We start from the raw sequence: 18,218 nt of genomic DNA, 5'->3' as shown, positions 1-18,218 counted from the left end.
ACGCGGTGATTTAAAAGGAGTAAAAAGGTAAAACAGTATATGATTTTAATTTTGACATGCAGTGAGCTATGATAGAAAGTATAGTAATTATCATTTAACGTGGAGGGATACGTGTGGATTTACAGTTGCAAAGTAAAAATGTACTTATTACCGGCGGGTCAAAAGGAATTGGGAAGGCTATTGCTGCTTTGTTTATTCAAGAAGGAGCAAACGTTGGAATTGCGGCAAGAGGAGAGGAAGCGTTACAGGATGCACAGTCAGAATTAGAAAACGTGCGTACATATACAGCAGACCTAACAAACGAATCAGACAGAGTTGCATTAATTGAGAAGTTCATTAACGACTTCGGAAGCATTGATATTTTAATTAATAACGCTGGAGGAAGTAATGGAAGCACCGCCATGGAAACAGATTTATCCCTTTTCAAAGAAGCAATGGAGCTTAACTACTTTTCAGCTGTCCACTTGAGCAAGCTAGCAGCGACGCGTATGACAAAAGATGCGGCAATCGTTAATGTTACGTCTATTTTCGGAAGAGAAAGTGGAGGGAAAGTCACGTACAATAACGCAAAATCAGCACTTATCAGCTTTACAAAGTCGTTTGCAGATGAAATGATTTCTAAAGGAATTCGTGTAAATGGAGTAGCGCCGGGAAGCATTTTGCATGAAACGGGTAATTGGAGAAAAAGAATGGATGAAAATCCGGGAAAGATTAAGCAATTTGTTGAAAACGAAATACCAGCAGGGCGCTTTGGAGAGCCGGAAGAAGTGGCAAACGCCGTTGCCTTTTTAGCATCTTCTAAAGCTTCATGGATAGTTGGTGCGACGTTAAACGTAGACGGTGGCCAGTCAAAAATGAACTTTTAACAAAAGTGCAGGAATTTCCTGCACTTTTTCATTATCCAATATCTTTTTGCATACGAGGAATCTGAAAATCTTCATTAATTGCGTCCGCTGTAAGCTGACCAGATAATGTCACCATTGGCACGCCGCCTCCAGGGTGTGTAGAGCCGCCTACAAAATAAAGGTTAGAAAGAAGCTGACTTCTTGCCGGAATTTTAAAACCTCCATTTTTCTTACGGTCAGTTGCTACGCCATAAATGGACCCGCCGTTAGCACCGTAAAGCTCTTGGATATCGTTAGGAGTAAACGTATATTCAAACTCAATGCTTGAACGTAAGTCTTCTAATCCCATTGCCTCAAGCTTTTTCAATACGACATCTCGGTAGCGGTCTTTTAATGCAGCCCAGTCGTCGCCTTCTTTTAAAGGAGGTACATGAGTAAGAACGAACAGGTTTTCTTTTCCTTCAGGAGCTTGCGTAGGGTCTGATTTAGACGATACGCCAATGTAAATTGTCGGATCCATGGCTACTTGACCTTTGTTAAAGATTGTATCAAACTCTTCTTTCTGATCCTTTGAGAAGAAGAAATTATGATGTTGAAGCTGCTTGTACTGTTTGTTAACCCCTAATAAAAGAACAAGGCCAGAAACAGTAGGTTCAAATTTTGCAAGCTGCTGAGTTTGCTTAGCTGCTTGCGCATCATTTTTTAATAAATAGCGGTAAGTTGGAATTGCTTCTAGATTAGATACCACAATATCTGCTGATAGATTCTCGCCATTTTCTAGTGTAATTCCAGTTGCCTTTGCTCCGCTTGTTGTGATTTCTTTTACCGGCGTATTTAGATGTACAGTGACGCCAAGTTCTTGAAGGAGCTTATCCATCGCTTCAGCAATTTTGTACATTCCGCCTTTTACGTAATAAATACCTAATCCTAGCTGAACGTGAGCAAGCTGTGTTAATACAGCTGGTGCATGATAAGGAGAAGAACCGATGTACATAATTAAAAAATTAAACAATTGACGCAAATGTTTGTTTGAAAAATATTTGCGTGTAGTAGCATCCATAGATCTCATTGGATCCATTTGAAGCAGTTCTTTTACCGTGTGCATCGTTCGTAAATCGTGAAGTCCAGATAAACTTTTTTTATAAAAACTTTTTAAGTTCGATTCATACATTTTATTTGCATAAGATAAATAGTCAAAAAAACCTTCAATGTCTTCTGGAGCAAGTTCTTGAAGCTGCTGAAGCATGCGAGGAAGGTCACTGGTCAAATCAATTTGTGTTCCATCTTGGAAAAAAGTTCTCCACTGAGGCTCAATTCGTTCTATTGTTAAGTAGTCGTGGATATTGCGGCCTGCACTGTCAAACAGCTGCTCTAGCACCCACGGCATTGTTAAAATAGAAGGTCCCGTATCGAAAGAAAATCCTTTGCCGCTGCGAATATTTAACTTACCGCCAATTCGCTCGCTTTTTTCAACGACTGTTACATCATATCCATCAGCTGACAGACGAATAGCAGCTGACAGACCACCTAAACCTGCGCCTACAACAATTACTTTCTTTTTCATCTTTTTCCTCCTTATAAAACAAAAGCGAGTTGTCAACAATGTGTATAAAATGACTTCACGCAAAATAAAAATAGGTCTACAACTTTTTATTTTGTCCAGTTCGCTAATTTTCATACGTGAAGGAAAGGAGAAAAGGATGTCTTTTTTACTGGTTGCTCTTGTCTTGACAGCTACGCTTGTCATCACTATCCCTACATTTAAACGTGTAAAAATAGTAAGAAACGATATGTCATGTTTGTCTATTATTATTCCAGCTAGAAATGAAGAAAGAAACCTTACCTTTTTATTGCAGTCACTCCAGTTACGGAACGCTGACTTTGAAGTGATTGTTGTAGATGACAACTCAACAGATAATACTGAGAGGGTAGCCAAAGCATTTGGCGTAAAAGTAGTGCAACCGGGCGCACTTCCAGCTGGGTGGCTAGGAAAGTCATGGGCATGCTGGAATGGAGCACGAGAAGCAAAAGGCTCGGTGCTTTTGTTTTTAGATGCTGATATTACAGTAGAGAACGACGGAATTGAAAAAGTGTTTTTCTATTATCAACAGCAAGGGGGTGTGCTGTCGGTTCATCCTTATCACCTTGTTAAGAGGCCTTATGAAATGTTTTCTGCTTTATTTCACTATGTTACGTTTGCATCAATTGGCGCGTTTCACCCCTTTAAAAATTGGAAAAGTCCTTCTGTCGGTTTCGGGCAGTGCTTGCTTTGCAGCGCAGCCTCCTACTTTCAAAGCGGAGGCCACGAAGGGATAAAAAAAGAAGTGGTTGAAAACATGGCGCTGGTTGAGAAAATGAACAAACAAGGTGAATTTATTACGTGTATGAGCGGACAGGGAGCTCTTTCCATGCGCATGTATCCAAATGGTATGAAAAGCCTTATAAGAGGGTGGAGTAAAAGTTTTGCTTCAGGTGCGGGGAAAACGGAAGCCATTTATTTATTTCTAGTAAGCTTGTGGCTTACTAGCATGATTAATTATATCCTTTTTTTACCTACTCTATGGAACCAACATGCAGGCTTGGCAATTAGCAGCTATGTTTGCTATGTAAGCCTCTTATTTAATAGCTTAAGAAAAATAGGTTCGTTTACTTTTTTTTCTTTGTGCTTATTTCCTATTCATGTACTGTTTTTTCTGGGTCTATTCGTATGGTCTTTCGTCCAAACGGCGGTGAGAAAGCAAGTTAAATGGAAAGAACGCAGCATATCTATAGAAGAAGAAAAAAAGAAGAAAGTGATAAAATGACAGGTGCTCAGCTCTTAATTAATATCATGGCATGGTTTGTGATTCACATGTTGATCGCCTACAGATGCACAAAAATTTCTGCCTTTTATTTAAAGAAGGACCTTGCGCTGTTTAAGGTTCAAAGCTGGGAAACAGTTGGGATGTATAAAAAATTCGGGGTGCACCGATGGAAAACGTGGCTTCCTGATGCAGGAAAGCTATTTAAACGAGGATTTTATAAAAGGAAATGGGAGAGTAGAACGAAGGAATATGCACAGCTTTTTTTAATTGAAACAAATCGAGCAGAGCTAACTCACTGGATCAGCATACTTCCTTCTATTCTTTTTTTTATATGGAACTCTCCTTCTATAGGTGTTTGGATGGTTATTTATGCGATTGTCGCAAACGTACCGTTTATTTTGGTTCAACGATATAATCGAATACGAATTCATCAAGTCGTTTTGAAACTCAAATGAAATTAATTCACGTGCCTTTGGCTACGAGTAGGGGCCTCGGTTTTTATTTTTTTCTCCTTATTCGAAGACAACAACCTCTTGGATAAAAGAAAAAAAGAAGCAAAGGCGATATAAATACTAAAAAAGACTAAAAATCCCCATAAACCTGCTATGGCATCATCAAATTCCATATTGCCCCGGGTGGTAATTCCTTGCTGAATTTCAATGGCAAAAACTAAGACAAGCATAACGGTAAGGGTATAGATAAAAGAAATAGCTGTAATACTAAATTTCCACTTTGACAATAATTTAAAGATCATATAAACGCTTAAAAACGTGAGCAGTCCAATAATACCAATAATCCAGAAGTGAAGTTCTTTATCTGAAAGAGAAAATCCTAGTAAATAAAAAATATAAATTAATCCGTCGTGCAATACATTAATAATATTTGTAATGAAAACAATACATTCTTTCATTTTTTCTCCTTTATAAAAATGTAAGACGTTTAAACTTCTAGGTATACAAGCATGCATAGCCCATACTCATTCCAATTTTATATAAAAAATGCACTTTCTAGATCAGACGTTAAAGAGATCTGAAATTTCAAATAATATTTATAATTTATATTATAAACAAAAAGGTAAAAAAATAAAAATTTTCGATGCAAACTGACACATTTTTTTCAAATTTACAGAAAGAAATAACTCAAAATATGTGGTTTACTGTAGAAAGAAAAGAAAATAAGAGGTATTGGTATAACAAATATTCACAAGTGCTTTTATGCATTCTCTTGTAAAGGAGAAGGAAAACTAAGGCAAGTGTTAAATTTACATGTATAGTGAACAAAATAAAAAATAAATATAAAATAGTGAAACTTAAAGAGAAGCTGTCCGTATTAAATAGTGAGAAGAAAAAAAGCATAGGAAACATTTGTGTTTGAAAGCCGATATAGCTGGGAATAAGAAAGTAGTTATTTTCTCACGTTTGGTGAAAATTATACGTAGCGGTGTTGACAATTTTTTTTAAAGAGTTAAAATGTGAAAGAACAGATTAGCTCTCTTACATTTTTTGTAAGGGAGATTTCTTTTTACATTTACTATAAAAATAAAAGTGAGCTTAAATTTCAATAGAGACAGAGGTGGGAATATGAAACAGCTCATGACAAACGGTAAAAATATTTTTTCGAAACAGCTGCCGTTATTTCTAATTGCAGTTTTGTTGTTTTGGATTAAAACGTATACCGTTTATCGTATCGAATTTAACTTAGGGCTAGATAATTTTATGCAAAAGTTTTTACTTTTCATAAACCCAATTGGTTCGGCAATTTTCTTTTTTGCCATTGCACTACTATTTAAAGGGCGCGGAAAAGTACGAGCACTGCTTGGAATGAATTTTTTACTTTCATTCATCCTGTACGCAAATGTAGTATACTATCGCTTCTTTAATGATTTTATTACTGTTCCTGTATTGACTCAGTCAAACAACTTTGGTCAATTAGGTGGCAGTGCCATGGCTTTAATTAGCCCAACTGATATTTTATACTTCACAGATTTCTTTATTCTTTTAGTTTTAGTACTATGGAAAAAAGTTGACTTACCAGCAACAATTAGTCGACGTACTGTGACAGGTGTATTTTTATCAGGGATTTTATTCTTAAGTGCCAACATCGCACTAGCGGAAATGGATCGTCCTCAACTATTAACAAGAACATTTGACCGCAACTATTTAGTAAAATATTTAGGAACGTATAACTATACGATCTATGACATCATCCAGAGCTCGAAATCTTCAGCACAGCGCGCGCTAGCAGATAGCAGTGATGTGGCTGAGGTAGAGAACTATGCAAAAGCAACATATGCTGAGCCGAACAAAGAATATTTCGGTCAAGCAAAAGGCAAAAACGTCATCTATATTTCATTAGAGTCACTTCAGTCATTTATGATTGGTTATAAGTTAAATGGTGAAGAAGTAACGCCATTCTTAAATTCACTACTAAAAGATCAGAACACAATGTATTTCGATAACTTCTTCCATCAAACAGGGCAAGGTAAAACGTCAGATGCTGAATTCATGATGGAGAACTCATTATTCGGCTTACCTCAAGGTTCTGTATTTACAACAAAAGCAAATAACACCTATCAGTCGCTATCTGGTATTCTAGATCAGCAAGGCTATACAACATCTGTGTTCCACGGAAATGGAAAATCGTTCTGGAACCGTGATGAAATGTATAAATCAATGGGTGTAGAAAAATTCTTTGATTCAGCTTATTACAATATGTCAGACGAAGATACGCTGAACTATGGTTTAAAAGATAAACCATTCTTTAAAGAATCAATGCCGTACCTAAAAGGCTTAAAGCAGCCATTTAGCGCGAAGTTCATTACGTTATCAAACCACTTCCCTTATCCGCTAGATAAGGAAGACCAAACGATTGGACCTCACAATACGGGAGATAAGTCAGTTGACCAATACTTTCAAACGGCTCGTTATTTAGATGAATCAATCAAGCAATTCTTTGAGGATTTACAGGCCTCTGGCTTAGCAGACAATACGATGGTCGTGATGTATGGTGACCACTACGGTATTTCTGAAAACCATAAGCGTGCAATGGGCAAAGTAATGGGTAAAAACATCAATGATTTTGAACAAGCTCAGCTGCAGCGCGTACCATTATTTATTACTTCACCAGGCCTTAAAGGCGGCGTAAATCATACGTATGGCGGAGACGTAGATGTTCGTCCAACAGTGATGCATTTATTAGGTCTTGATACAAAAGATTATATTGACTTTGGTACAGACTTATTATCAAAAGAACATCAGCAAGTTGTACCTTTCCGTAACGGTGACTTTGTTACACCTAAGGTAACAAAAGTTGATCAGAAAGTGTATGACAACGCAACGGGCAAGCAGCTTTCAGATAAGGAAGCGAAACAGTATGATAAGTATGATGAACTAGTTAAGAAAAAGCTAGAACTATCAGATAAACTTGTTTACGGAGATTTACTCCGCTTTCATACACCAGAAGGGTTCAAACCAATTGAACGCTCGAAGTATGATTACAACAAGCGCGAAGATCAATAAAAAACAGGCAGCTTTTAATAGCTGCCTGTTTTTTTGTTTTATGAAACCTTTAAAGGTTTTATCCGTATATAAATTATAACAGTAATCGTTTTAAGACACGGGAAGACAATGGTATAATATGTATACGTTTAAAAGTTCGGTCACATTTGAGATAGGAGTGAAAGCGATGAAAGTCGTTCGAATCATAAAAAAGATTCTTGCCATTTGGGCAACAGGAGCAGTAGCCGTTCCGGTCAGCTATTTTGGATTTAGTACCACGATGATTCAATCCTTTGGCATTAGTATAGGAGTAATGGTCGTGATGAGCCTGTTTTTTATTATGAGCAGTGCTCGACGTCATTATCAAAATCCGTATAGAGAAGAAATTGCATACGTTCGTCATCAAGTAAAAGAGGCAAAAAAGCAATTAAGAACCATTGGAAGCTATCGTTTTAAAATTCGGTCTGTTCATATGTGGACAGAACTTTCTAAACTATACAAAGTAGGTAAAAGCATCATTGAAATGGTAGAAAAAGAGCCCGCACGATATAAAGATGTTCAGCCCTTTTTTACGAACTACTTACAATCAACGGTTACGGTCATTGAAAGGTATATGTTTTTATTATCAAAACCAACGAAAAGCATAGAAGTAAAAGAAAGTCTTCATGAAGCGGAAGACATGCTGCGCGGGTTATCAGGGAAGTATGAGCATTTATTAACAAATGCCCTTTCACAAGATAAGCTGACATTAGATGTAGAGCTTAAAGTGCTAAAACAAGCATTTGAAGAAGAGCAGCCGTATATACCGACAGCTACTAATCGCACAAAGTAACGTAAATGCAAAGGATGGGATTTTATGATGAAAGAATATAATCAAAATCAATCGTTAGATGCGCTGCTTGATGATCCTTTTGCGTCGCCTACCCCGCAGATACAATCGGACTCTCGCGCTGCAAAAAGAAACACATACGATGATTTGACGCCGGAATATCAGGAAAAAGCACAGAAAATCGCAAATCAAATTGATTATAAAAATCAGCAGGCTATTTTACAGTACGGGGTAGCAGCTCAGTCAGAACTATCTCAGTTTTCTCAATCTGTACTACAGCATGTGCAAACGAAAGATACGGGACCAGTAGGAGACGTTATAGGAGATTTAATGAGTAAGATTCGCCAAGTGAATCCCGATGATTTTTCTGCAAAGAAAAAAGGAGTCATCGGTCGATTATTTTCAGGAGTCTCTAGGCCTATTCAAAATTTATTAACAAAATATCAAAGCATTAATGTTGAAATTGATAAAATTGCAGATAAGTTAGAGCGCTCAAAACAAATGCTGTATCGAGACATTACGATGCTAGATAGCTTATATGATAAAAATAAACAGTTTTACGAGGCGCTTAACGTCTACATTGCAGCGGCCGAATACAAGTTAGTGGCGCTGCAGAATGAAACGCTGCCCCAGCTTCAGCAAACAGCATCTCAAAAAAATGACTACTTGATGGCTCAGGAGGTCAATGATTTAAATCAATTTATCAATAGGCTAGAAAAACGAGTGCATGATTTAAAACTGAGCCGTCAAATTGCCATTCAAAGTGCACCGCAGATTCGATTAATTCAAGAAGTCAATCAGACCCTTGTGGAAAAAATTCAAAGCTCTATTTTAACAGCTATTCCACTTTGGAAAAATCAAGTAGTAATTGCAACCACTTTATTACGCCAAAAGAAAGCAATGGAAGCCCAAAAGCAAGTATCTAAGACAACAAACGACTTGCTTACTAAAAATTCAGAGCTGCTCAAGCAGAACACGATTGAAGTAGCTCGTGAAAACGAGGCGGGAATTGTCGATATCGAAACATTGAAAAAAACGCAGTCCGATTTGATTACCACGTTAGAAGAAGTGCTAAAGATACAAGAAGAAGGACGTACGAAGCGTACCGAGGCAGAATCAGAGCTGTATCAAATGGAAAAAGATTTAAAAACTAAACTATTAGATATGAAATAAAGAAAAAGTCGGTTTACACACTTTGTAAACCGACTTTTTCTCTGTTTTATGCATTTTGAAGCGTTCTCGCCATTTCTAAAAACGGAGTTAAATCTCTTTCAGATTTAGGAGCAAAGATCGTTAACCGGAAAGTAGGGTGTTGATTTTGCTTTCGAACGAGAAAACCGTATGCGTTACTTTTATCATCTGATGCTTTGTACGCAGCTGCTATCTCTAAGTTATGATGAATGAGGTGTGTATCAAGGGAAGCCACTTCTGAAAAGCCAGCTCTTAAAATTTCTTTTGTTTCTTTATTGAGCTCCTTTACACTTTTATTTGGTGGGAACACTTCAATCCGCATCCACAAAGCATCATTTTTTTTGTTGTAAATGACATCTCTTCGTGGCTCTTCTTCTGTAAACTCGTATCCTTCTAGTACGTAAAGCGTATAGTTTTGATTGGTGCTTCTTTTAAGATAACCCGCATCTGTTCTGCTGCTTCCTTTGTAAGGATAGGTGAACTTTTGCTGTGGCAGGCGTTCTTTTGGAATTTCTTCTTGTGTGTTAATAAGCTCTTCACGAAAAGCAGTTGAGCAGCCACTCATCAAACATATAAAGCAAACAAGAAATATCTTTTTTTTCATAGCTGGCTTCCTTATCTATTTTCATTTATGCATTTTTACTGAGTTAACAATTGAAATTAACTTTTTTTCATCATCAGAATTTTCAGCTGTAACCATCGTGATTTTTAAAGCAGGGTGCCCCTTTGTTTCTCTCAGTACATATAGCTTTGCCGTTTCTTTTTTACTCCCTGATGTAGATGCAAACACAACAGGTTGAATAAATAGGGATGTAGAAGAAATTTTTAACGATTTTCCAAACTGGTCATCAAACAATTCTTTTGAACGATCTAGATATGATTTGCTTGTACTTTCTTTCCCGGAAAGGACTTCAATTCGCATCCACGTATAGGGAGTCTTGGTTGAAAAAAGAATATCTTTTCCATCCTCTTCTTTTTGAAGCGTATATTCACCGGGCAATGAAAGAGAATATCCTTGTTCGCTTATGGTGAGTTGCTGATGTTTCTCGTTGCTTTCACTGACTGCTTTAACAGAAGGCAGTATAACCAAGGTTGTGCTTATCATTAACAGAAGCGCTAAATAAAATTTTCGCATGTATATATCTCCTATTCAAAACGCTAGACAGCGTGTAGTTACTATAAAAAAATGTTTTCGCCATGTTAGAACCCGTAGGTTTATTTTTGACTTTTTGGTAAAGCTAAAAACACAATCAATTAGTAATGGAGAGAAGACTATGAAAAACCGTAAATCAACTTCTGCAGCTAATCGCCGTCAACAGCGCGTGTGTTTGGGTGATGAACGATTATTTGCAGTTGGTATCAAAGCGTTTATTGACAATACGCATGAATCACACCTAGACAAAAAAGGAGGTCATTGAGTGAAATGGTGCTTGTCAATTATTATTATTGTTTCCATTAATTTCTATGGTATTCAGGCGGATGCTGCAAAGAAGAGCAGATTTTATTATGAAAAAAAAGGAGATATCGTGTGGGAAGTTCCCATGAAAGACGAAAAGTTGATTGCGCTTACATTTGATGATGGACCAGATCCTAAATATACGCCGACCATTTTGAATTTATTGCAAAAGTACGGTGCCAAAGCAACTTTTTTTGTAGTGGGCGATCGAATAACATCTTTTCCCAAGCTTGCTCAAAGAGAAGTTCGTGAAGGTCATGAACTTGCTAATCATACATATAGCCATTTGAAAGTAAGGGGCCAGGAAGTAGAGAGAATTGAACAAGAAATTGAAAAAGCGGATGAACGTATACAAGCTATTACAGGAATAAAACCTTACCTGTTTCGTCCACCTACTGGCTATTATGACGATCGGGTAGTAAAAGCTGCTAAAAATCAGCAGTATACCATTATTCTTTGGTCTTGGCATCAAGATACATTTGATTGGAGAAATCCAGGCGTAGGTAAAATTGTAAGTCAAGTGCTTAACCATGCCAGGTCAGGAGATATTGTATTGTTTCATGATACGGGAGGAGATCGAACCCAAACCATTGAAGCATTAAAACAAATTTTACCGAAGTTAAAGGAAGAGGGGTATAAATTTGTAACGGTCTCAGAACTTTTAAAACATCACCCCAATTATAAATCTCTTTATTTGATGCAGCAGCAAAAACAGCACTCCGTTCAATAATCGGGTGCTGTTTTTCTCGTAAAGACTTTAACCAATTTTTTAACTGGTTTTTCCTTCTCTTTCGTCCCCATCAGACGTATTTTTTTGGAAAAATGCTTTTACTTTATCTCGTTTTTTCTTCGAAATAAGAATATATAATGTATCACCTGCAAAAATTTGTGTATTTCCTCTAGGTGTAAGTAATTTATCATCTCGAATAACAGCAGTCACTAAAATGTCTTCAGGGAGGTGAAGTTCTTCAAGCGATTTTCCTGATATATCTGCATGTTCCACGAGCTTCAACTCAATCATTTCATTTTTGGTTTTGCCCATCGAAACAAGCTCGAGACTGTGAGGAACCGTCTCTTTTTCACCTTGAGAAAGGTTTAGAAATTTGGCTAAAGGAGCGATTGTTGCTCCTTGAAGAAGAGCGGAAGTTAAGACAACAAAGAAAACGACGTTAAAAATCAGCGTGCTGTTCTCCAAACCTGCCATCATAGGATAAGTAGCCAATACAATTGGAACAGCTCCTTTTAAACCGGCCCAAGAAATAAACAGTTTTTCTTTGGATGAGTATTTAGCAAACATCATCGAAAGAAATACGCCGAGTGGACGAGCGACAAACATAAGTAAAAGAGATAACAGTATACCCTGCCAAATGATATCTAGCAGTTGATTAGGAAAGACAAGAAGGCCGAGTAAAATAAACATTAAAATTTGCATCATCCATGCAAAACCTTCGTTAAAGCGGACAATTGTGTGACGATAAGTTAGATCTGCATTTCCTACTACCACTGCCATTACGTATACAGCAAGTAGACCGCTTGCTTCTATAAATGTGGAAATTCCATAGGTTAAGGCGGCCAATGACAGTGTAAGCACAGGGTAAAGACCTGAAGAATCCAAATTAATTCGATTAATAATCCAAACGGATGCTTTTCCGAGTACTAAACCAAGTACCAGCCCGATTCCCATTTGCCAAAAGAAATTAAGGATTAATGAGAGGATAGGAGAGTCCGGATGTTGAATTAATTCAATAATAGAAACGGTTAAGAAGATGGCCATTGGATCATTGGAACCAGATTCTGCTTCTAGCGTGGAGTTTAGTTTTTGGCGGATATTCTGTGTCCCTAGTACAGAGAACACGGCTGCAGCATCTGTAGAGCCAACGATTGCCCCAAATAAAAAGCCTTCAAGCCAAGTAACGCCCAAAATATATTTGGCAAGTACACCCGTTAAAACTGTCGTAATGAGGACTCCGAAAGTAGCTAATGAAACGGAAGGGCGAACAACGCGTTTGACATCTTTCCATTTGGTCTGCACGCCTCCATCAAAAAGAATAATGATAAGCGCTAATATTCCGAATCCTTGTGTTAAAAGAGCATTGTCAAAGTAGATGTAGTGGCTAACAACCATTCCTACAATAATAAAGAGTACAAGCGAAGGGACGCCAAGGCGAGTAGAGAACTTGGCAGTGAGTACCCCTATGACAAGGAGAATAGATAATAAAAGAATTGAATGGTCTACCGTAAAATCCAAAAAATACACCTCATTTGGTCAAAATTTTTATGTGAGCAATAAGTGAGGTTCCTCTATAATAATTGTAGCATAATGAATTTAAAACCTTGAGAAATCTGCTTATCAAAAAAAGAGATGCATAAACATCTCTTTTTTGGTCACGTATGAATAACAGGGATAGATTCTTATTTGACATCTTGCTCGTGATAAAGATGAGGTGCTTTAAATGTTGCTTTCTTTTTAACGGAAGGACCTTGTTGGTCGGGACGGGAACGATCGTAAATAGCTGTTCCAACAATCTCAGCCACATCTTGAAGTTTTTCTTTGCTTATTTTGTCAAGGGTATCTTCAGGCGTATGATACCAAGGTTCAGACGGACTGTGAATAAATAGAGCAGCCGGTATTCCTGCCTCTGCAAAAGGAACGTGATCACTGCGGCCTCCAGCTTGGAATGGCGTAGGTGATCCATTTAATCTTATACTTGAAGCTTGAGCTAATTCTGTGACAAGATTTGGTGTTCCATCAGCTGTATTCATCACCAAATCTCCCGCATCTCGACTTCCTACCATGTCTAAATTAAACATTCCAACAATACGATTTTTCTCATCTTCAGAGAGCTCACCAACATAATGCTCGGATCCTAGTAAGCCTACTTCTTCAGCTCCGAATGTGACAAACCGCAGTTCTGTATCAGTAGGAAGAGTTTTAAATACACGAGCTAATTCAAGCACCATTGCTGTTCCAGAAGCATCGTCATTTGCCCCAGGCGCTCCGGCCACAGAATCATGATGAGCACCTACTACAATAATATCATTTGTTCTTTTTTTCTTAAAAGTAGAAGGTTTGGTAGCGGTTACGTTATAAGATGTTCGCTCACTTACGACAGCTCCTTCAATTTTTACTATACCTGAAGGCTTTTCGCCTTTTTGAATAGAAGTAAGAATCTTTTCACCTTCCTCTTTGGTAACAGCAAGAGACGGAATGTAGTTATCATTAGCGCCGCCAAGCGTTCCGTTTAGCTCACCGTCTGTATTATTAAAAATAATGACGGCTGCAGCCCCTTTTTCAGCAGCATTTAATACTTTTTCACCAAAAGTAATAGTGCCTCGCTGAACTAATACAATTTTATCTGTCACATCTTTGTTTGCTAAATTATCTTTTGTACCCAGCCCTCCATCTACAATTTCAGCTGTGACATTTCCATTGGTGCTATAAGTAAAAGTTGTTGGAGAGTATCTGGTACCGTTTACGCTTAGTGAAAAACTAGCTGCTGGTGTGTAACCGGTAAAGGTAAAAGGCTCTACTGCGCTCTCATAGCCTAGTTTAGACAAACGCTTTTGAACATATGTAGCAGCTTCGCGTTCAGATTCAGTTCCTGCCACACGAGGTTTTTTTGAGAGATACGCAATGTCTTGATAAATTTTCTCAGCATTGATTTTTTTTAATACTTTTTGTACAGAACTTTGATGGTGAGAAGCATTTGCAGAAGTAGAAGCTTGTACACTTGTAAAAGATAAAGTCAAACTTGTTGCTATAGCCAAAGAAATCACGGTTTTTTTCATTAAAACCCCCCTAAATTTATCGATGTAGTTGGTACTACTCGAATTTACAATATTAAGAAAATACAAAAAAGAGTATTATTACCTAAATGTTCCAGGATATTCCGTATCTAAATTCCTATTTTGATAGAGAAAATAATTCAAATAAAATGAAAATGCGGAAATAACTAAAGAGGATAAAAGAAACTGTGTCAAAAGTAATAAAAAAAGGTATTAGATAAGAATAAAAAAATAAGGTAAACTAGTTTAAAAGTAAGAAGAATATTCAGAACTTAATTGATGAGACATAGAGAGTATTCACTTAAAAAAACAAAGGCTGGTGGGAAATATTGATAAAAAATAGGGAGGGTGTACGAAAAGCAGCGGCGGTAGCGGGTCTTCTGCTTGTAGGGGTGTACATCGTCTTTCAAACAATGGCATTTTTTAAAGGAGCATATGCTCTTAGCAGTTTGATAAAAGATAGTTTACTAGTGGGCGTAACGGCTGGCACGTTTTATTTACTTCATAAGCGTTCGGTTCATACCCAGGTGTCTGATGAACAGTATCAGCTTGCTACATTAATAAATTCAATGCCAGATTTTATTTGTTTTAAAGATGGGGCTGGCAAATGGGTGGCGGTGAATGATTTTGGAAGAGAACTTTATCATTTAAAAGGTATTGATTACAGGGGTAAAACCGATGCAGAACTTGGGGAACTTGTGCCTTTCTTTCAAGCCGCTTTCTTACACTGTATTTCATCGGATGAAGAAGCTTGGAGAAAAAAGGAAAAGGTACGCACGGAAGAAGCATTTGAAATACCAAACGGCGAGGTCAAAACATTTGATGTTATTAAAGTACCTGTGTTTTTTGATGATGGCTCAAGAAAAGCTCTTATCACGATTGGACGAGATATCACTCAGCAAAAGCTTGCAGAAGCGCTTCTCATAAAAAAGGAAAAGCTTTCTGTAGTAGGCGAATTAGCTGCCGGAATTGCCCATGAAATTAGAAATCCGCTTACGAGTATTAAAGGGTTTGTTCAGCTCATGAAAGAAACAGACCGATCCGCAATAGGGTATGCTAACATCATGCTTGATGAGCTGGAACGAATTAATGGTATTGTCAGTGAAATGCTTCTCTTGTCAAAACCTGAAAGTGAACATTTTCGCGTGTTTTCTCTTACCGAAGCGGTTAAGTATGTAATGAGTTTAACTTCCCATGAAGCTTTATTGAAAAACATTGACTTCTTATACGATGAACAAACAAATAACGCTAGTGTGTATGGAAATAAAAATCACCTTATTCAAGTATTACTTAATGTTTTTAAAAACGCAATTGAAGCCATGAATAGGCCTGGAAATATTTACATTACAATCAAAACAGCGCAGGATAACCATATTTTTATAGAAGTTAGAGATGAAGGAGTAGGAATTTCTAAAGACCGTCTAGAACATATAGGAGAACCGTTTTTTACTTTAAAAGAAAAAGGAATGGGGCTTGGATTAACAATCAGCTCCAAAATTATTCATGATCATCACGGTACCCTGCAGATTGAGAGTGAGCAGAACAAAGGGACGATTGTTAAAATCCGACTGCCTCTGTATGTCAAAGATACGGTGGTTTTTGCAAGCAAATGAAATGTTGTAAACGAAAAGTAATGAAAACGTCATCCATTTCTTATTGCTAAACGCAGCCGTACATGATGTAATAAAAGAAACGAACATGTCAGGAAGGTAGCAAAATGAGACGTGCAGATCAAAAAATTATATTACCGTATACACCGGAAAATTTAAGAATGCTATTGCTTCAAGTATGTGACGGAGAAAATCCGTTTTCCCATCAGGATCTTACGTATTGGTGTGATAAATATACTCTCCATTATTATGAGTATGAAGCGGATGAAACGCAGTGGATGAATGATATGCAGCAGACAGATAATAGACAAGATCTAGCTAAATCCTATGCCATTGCTAAAGATATTGGCTGGCAGTGGTACTTTTATATGGCTAGAGGGACGACGCTGTCTGATATTCAATATGTCGAGCTTCACGAACTAGAATTACCCAGACATTTGTTTGTAAAATGGCTAAATGAATTATATGAAATGTAATCTTATATATGGATTGTAGTACATCCGGTGTGATGAAAAAAAGACTATCTCTGGTAACGGAGCAAAAGACCACTGAAGTACATACAAGCGTAAAATAGAAAGCTAAGGAAAATCCTTAGCTTTTTTGTTTTGTCAAAATTATTCAAAAAAACTGTCTTTAGGAAAAAACATAAAACCTAGTTGACTTATTGGTATTGTTATATTATAAGTAATAGAGACATAATTTATGGAAAAAATTACAGGGGGAACATCTATGAATAACTTATTAGTCATCCTAAACATTCTCATTATGCTCGCATTGCTTGCAGGGCTGTTTATGATGCAGAAAAAACATGTATCATTTTCAAAGCGTGTGTTTACAGCGCTTGGACTGGGGATTATTTTTGGCTTTGCTCTTCAGTGGGTGTATGGTCCGACTCATGAAGTAACGATGATGACTGCCGATTGGTTTAGCATTGTAGGAAGCGGATATGTTAAGTTTCTTCAAATGATTGTTATGCCGCTTGTATTTGTATCGATTGTAGCGGCATTCACTCGCTTAAAATTGACGAGCAATATTGGAAAGATTAGTAGTTTAATTATTGGGATTTTGCTTGTCACAACAGCGGTAGCAGCTGCAATTGGTATTTTCACAACAACGAGCTTTAATTTAGAATCTGTCCAAATCACAAAAGGGGAAGCGGAACTTCAGCGCGGAGAGGACTTAGAAAACAATTTATCTAGTTTAGAAGCAAAAACAATCCCGCAGCAAGTAGTAGAATTATTACCTGCTAACCCGTTTCTTGATTTAACAGGCGCACGTTCAACTTCCACGATTGGCGTTGTCATCTTTGCGGCATTTGTTGGAATTGCGTATTTAGGCGTGAAGCGCAAAAAGGCTGAGGAAGCGGCGTTATTTTCAAAAATTATTGATACGCTTTATGCAATTGTAATGCGTGTAGTGACGCTAATTCTTCGTTTAACTCCTTATGGGGTACTTGCAATTATGACCAAAACAGTAGCAACGAGTGATATTGATGCAATTGTTAAACTGGGAAAGTTTGTTGTAGCATCATATGTCGCATTGGCAGCTATGTTTATTGTTCACTTAGTTATTCTAACAATCATCGGTGTAAATCCGATCACATATGTTAAGAAAGTATTTCCTGTATTGGCTTTTGCCTTTACTTCCCGTACAAGTGCTGGAGCATTACCTTTGAATGTTAATACACAAACAAGACAGTTAGGGGTTCCAGAAGGAATTGCGAATTTCGCAGGTTCATTTGGTCTTACAATTGGTCAAAACGGATGCGCTGGAATATATCCAGCTATGTTAGCCGTTATGATTGCACCAACGGTAGGTATTGATCCTTTAACGCCTTCATTTATTTTCACGTTGATTGCCATTGTAGCAATTAGTTCGTTTGGCGTAGCAGGCGTTGGCGGAGGAGCGACATTTGCGGCTTTACTTGTATTATCTTCTATGAATTTGCCCGTAGCGCTAGCAGGCTTATTAATTTCAGTAGAGCCATTGATTGATATGGGGCGTACGGCGCTTAATGTAAGTGGAAGCATGACAGCCGGAGTCGTCACTAGTAAATTAACAAAAGAGCTAGATACAAACGTATACAACGATCAAACCATCTCACCTGAAACAGCAGAAGTGTAAAAGAGATACGTCATCCATAGTTAACATTGTTAACTATGGATTTTTTTTCTTTATCCACATAAAATAGGAAAAAATA

General features: G+C 37.4%; 17 protein-coding genes. 11 read left to right on the top strand and 6 right to left on the bottom strand.

The features are described from left to right. The first annotated feature begins 113 nt into the window (after positions 1 to 113). A complete protein-coding gene (locus POF52_RS12110) occupies positions 114 to 866 on the top strand; it encodes an SDR family NAD(P)-dependent oxidoreductase (protein ID WP_271992890.1) in 753 nt (250 codons plus the stop codon). 31 nt (positions 867 to 897) lie between these two features. Here the strand turns inward: POF52_RS12110 and POF52_RS12105 are convergent, their stop codons facing one another. Beyond that, positions 898 to 2,409, bottom strand: a complete 1,512-nt coding sequence (locus POF52_RS12105; RefSeq protein ID WP_271992888.1) for a phytoene desaturase family protein — start codon at positions 2,407 to 2,409, stop codon at positions 898 to 900. Positions 2,410 to 2,545: 136 nt separating this feature from the next. Between POF52_RS12105 and POF52_RS12100 the strand changes: the two genes are divergently transcribed. Both POF52_RS12100 and POF52_RS12095 read left to right on the top strand, forming a co-directional pair. Then, positions 2,546 to 3,649, top strand: a complete 1,104-nt coding sequence (locus POF52_RS12100; protein ID WP_074895983.1) for a glycosyltransferase — start codon at positions 2,546 to 2,548, stop codon at positions 3,647 to 3,649. After that, the gene (locus POF52_RS12095; protein WP_255323438.1) at positions 3,592 to 4,104 is read left to right on the top strand and encodes a glycosyl-4,4'-diaponeurosporenoate acyltransferase; all 513 of its coding nucleotides are present in this window, start codon (positions 3,592 to 3,594) and stop codon (positions 4,102 to 4,104) included. Before POF52_RS12100 ends, POF52_RS12095 begins: the two co-directional genes overlap by 58 nt. 2 nt (positions 4,105 to 4,106) lie before the next feature. On the opposite strand, the gene POF52_RS12090 is transcribed toward POF52_RS12095, so the two are convergent. After that, on the bottom strand, positions 4,107 to 4,559 hold the full coding sequence (locus POF52_RS12090; protein ID WP_013082868.1) for a hypothetical protein: 453 nt from the start codon (positions 4,557 to 4,559) through the stop codon (positions 4,107 to 4,109). A gap of 670 nt (positions 4,560 to 5,229) precedes the next feature. Between POF52_RS12090 and POF52_RS12085 the strand changes: the two genes are divergently transcribed. The 3 genes from POF52_RS12085 to POF52_RS12075 all read left to right on the top strand — a co-directional run bounded on the left by POF52_RS12085 (position 5,230) and on the right by POF52_RS12075 (position 9,148). Further along, a complete protein-coding gene (locus POF52_RS12085) occupies positions 5,230 to 7,167 on the top strand; it encodes an LTA synthase family protein (RefSeq protein ID WP_013056729.1) in 1,938 nt (645 codons plus the stop codon). Positions 7,168 to 7,333: 166 nt separating this feature from the next. Beyond that, positions 7,334 to 7,978, top strand: coding sequence for a 5-bromo-4-chloroindolyl phosphate hydrolysis family protein (locus POF52_RS12080; protein WP_176584814.1), 645 nt, complete (start codon positions 7,334 to 7,336; stop codon positions 7,976 to 7,978). 24 nt (positions 7,979 to 8,002) lie between these two features. Next, a complete protein-coding gene (locus tag POF52_RS12075) occupies positions 8,003 to 9,148 on the top strand; it encodes a toxic anion resistance protein (protein ID WP_047933188.1) in 1,146 nt (381 codons plus the stop codon). A gap of 46 nt (positions 9,149 to 9,194) precedes the next feature. On the opposite strand, the gene POF52_RS12070 is transcribed toward POF52_RS12075, so the two are convergent. Further along, a complete protein-coding gene (locus tag POF52_RS12070) occupies positions 9,195 to 9,770 on the bottom strand; it encodes a hypothetical protein (protein WP_013082871.1) in 576 nt (191 codons plus the stop codon). A gap of 21 nt (positions 9,771 to 9,791) precedes the next feature. After that, a complete protein-coding gene (locus POF52_RS12065) occupies positions 9,792 to 10,301 on the bottom strand; it encodes a hypothetical protein (RefSeq protein ID WP_271992880.1) in 510 nt (169 codons plus the stop codon). 139 nt (positions 10,302 to 10,440) lie between these two features. On the opposite strand from POF52_RS12065, the gene POF52_RS12060 reads away from it, so the two are divergent. Continuing rightward, complete coding sequence (locus POF52_RS12060) at positions 10,441 to 10,584, top strand: hypothetical protein (RefSeq protein WP_013056734.1); 144 nt, start codon at positions 10,441 to 10,443, stop codon at positions 10,582 to 10,584. After that, positions 10,585 to 11,352: a polysaccharide deacetylase family protein gene (locus POF52_RS12055; protein ID WP_013056735.1), complete on the top strand. Its 768-nt coding sequence runs from the start codon at positions 10,585 to 10,587 to the stop codon at positions 11,350 to 11,352. Between the two features lie 39 nt (positions 11,353 to 11,391). On the opposite strand, the gene POF52_RS12050 is transcribed toward POF52_RS12055, so the two are convergent. Next, a complete protein-coding gene (locus POF52_RS12050) occupies positions 11,392 to 12,870 on the bottom strand; it encodes a potassium/proton antiporter (protein WP_271992876.1) in 1,479 nt (492 codons plus the stop codon). A gap of 164 nt (positions 12,871 to 13,034) precedes the next feature. After that, positions 13,035 to 14,411 (bottom strand): M28 family peptidase, encoded by a 1,377-nt coding sequence (locus tag POF52_RS12045; protein ID WP_271992874.1) that lies wholly within the window; start codon positions 14,409 to 14,411, stop codon positions 13,035 to 13,037. A 326-nt stretch (positions 14,412 to 14,737) separates the two neighbouring features. Here POF52_RS12045 and POF52_RS12040 point away from each other — a divergent pair, with 326 nt between their 5' ends. The 3 genes from POF52_RS12040 (at position 14,738) to POF52_RS12030 (ending at position 18,142) form a co-directional block, all read left to right on the top strand. Further along, positions 14,738 to 16,021, top strand: coding sequence for an ATP-binding protein (locus tag POF52_RS12040; RefSeq protein ID WP_271992873.1), 1,284 nt, complete (start codon positions 14,738 to 14,740; stop codon positions 16,019 to 16,021). A gap of 104 nt (positions 16,022 to 16,125) precedes the next feature. Next, a complete protein-coding gene (locus POF52_RS12035) occupies positions 16,126 to 16,494 on the top strand; it encodes a hypothetical protein (RefSeq protein ID WP_013082877.1) in 369 nt (122 codons plus the stop codon). Positions 16,495 to 16,747: 253 nt separating this feature from the next. Further along, the gene (locus POF52_RS12030; RefSeq protein ID WP_271992870.1) at positions 16,748 to 18,142 is read left to right on the top strand and encodes an L-cystine transporter; all 1,395 of its coding nucleotides are present in this window, start codon (positions 16,748 to 16,750) and stop codon (positions 18,140 to 18,142) included. Positions 18,143 to 18,218: the final 76 nt, after the last annotated feature.

It is taken from the genome of Priestia sp. AB (assembly GCF_028369225.1).
Classification (GTDB): Bacteria; Bacillota; Bacilli; order Bacillales; family Bacillaceae_H; genus Priestia; species Priestia megaterium.
The sequence above is the reverse complement of the archived record's forward strand: the minus strand, read 5'-3'. Positions and strand labels throughout refer to the sequence as shown.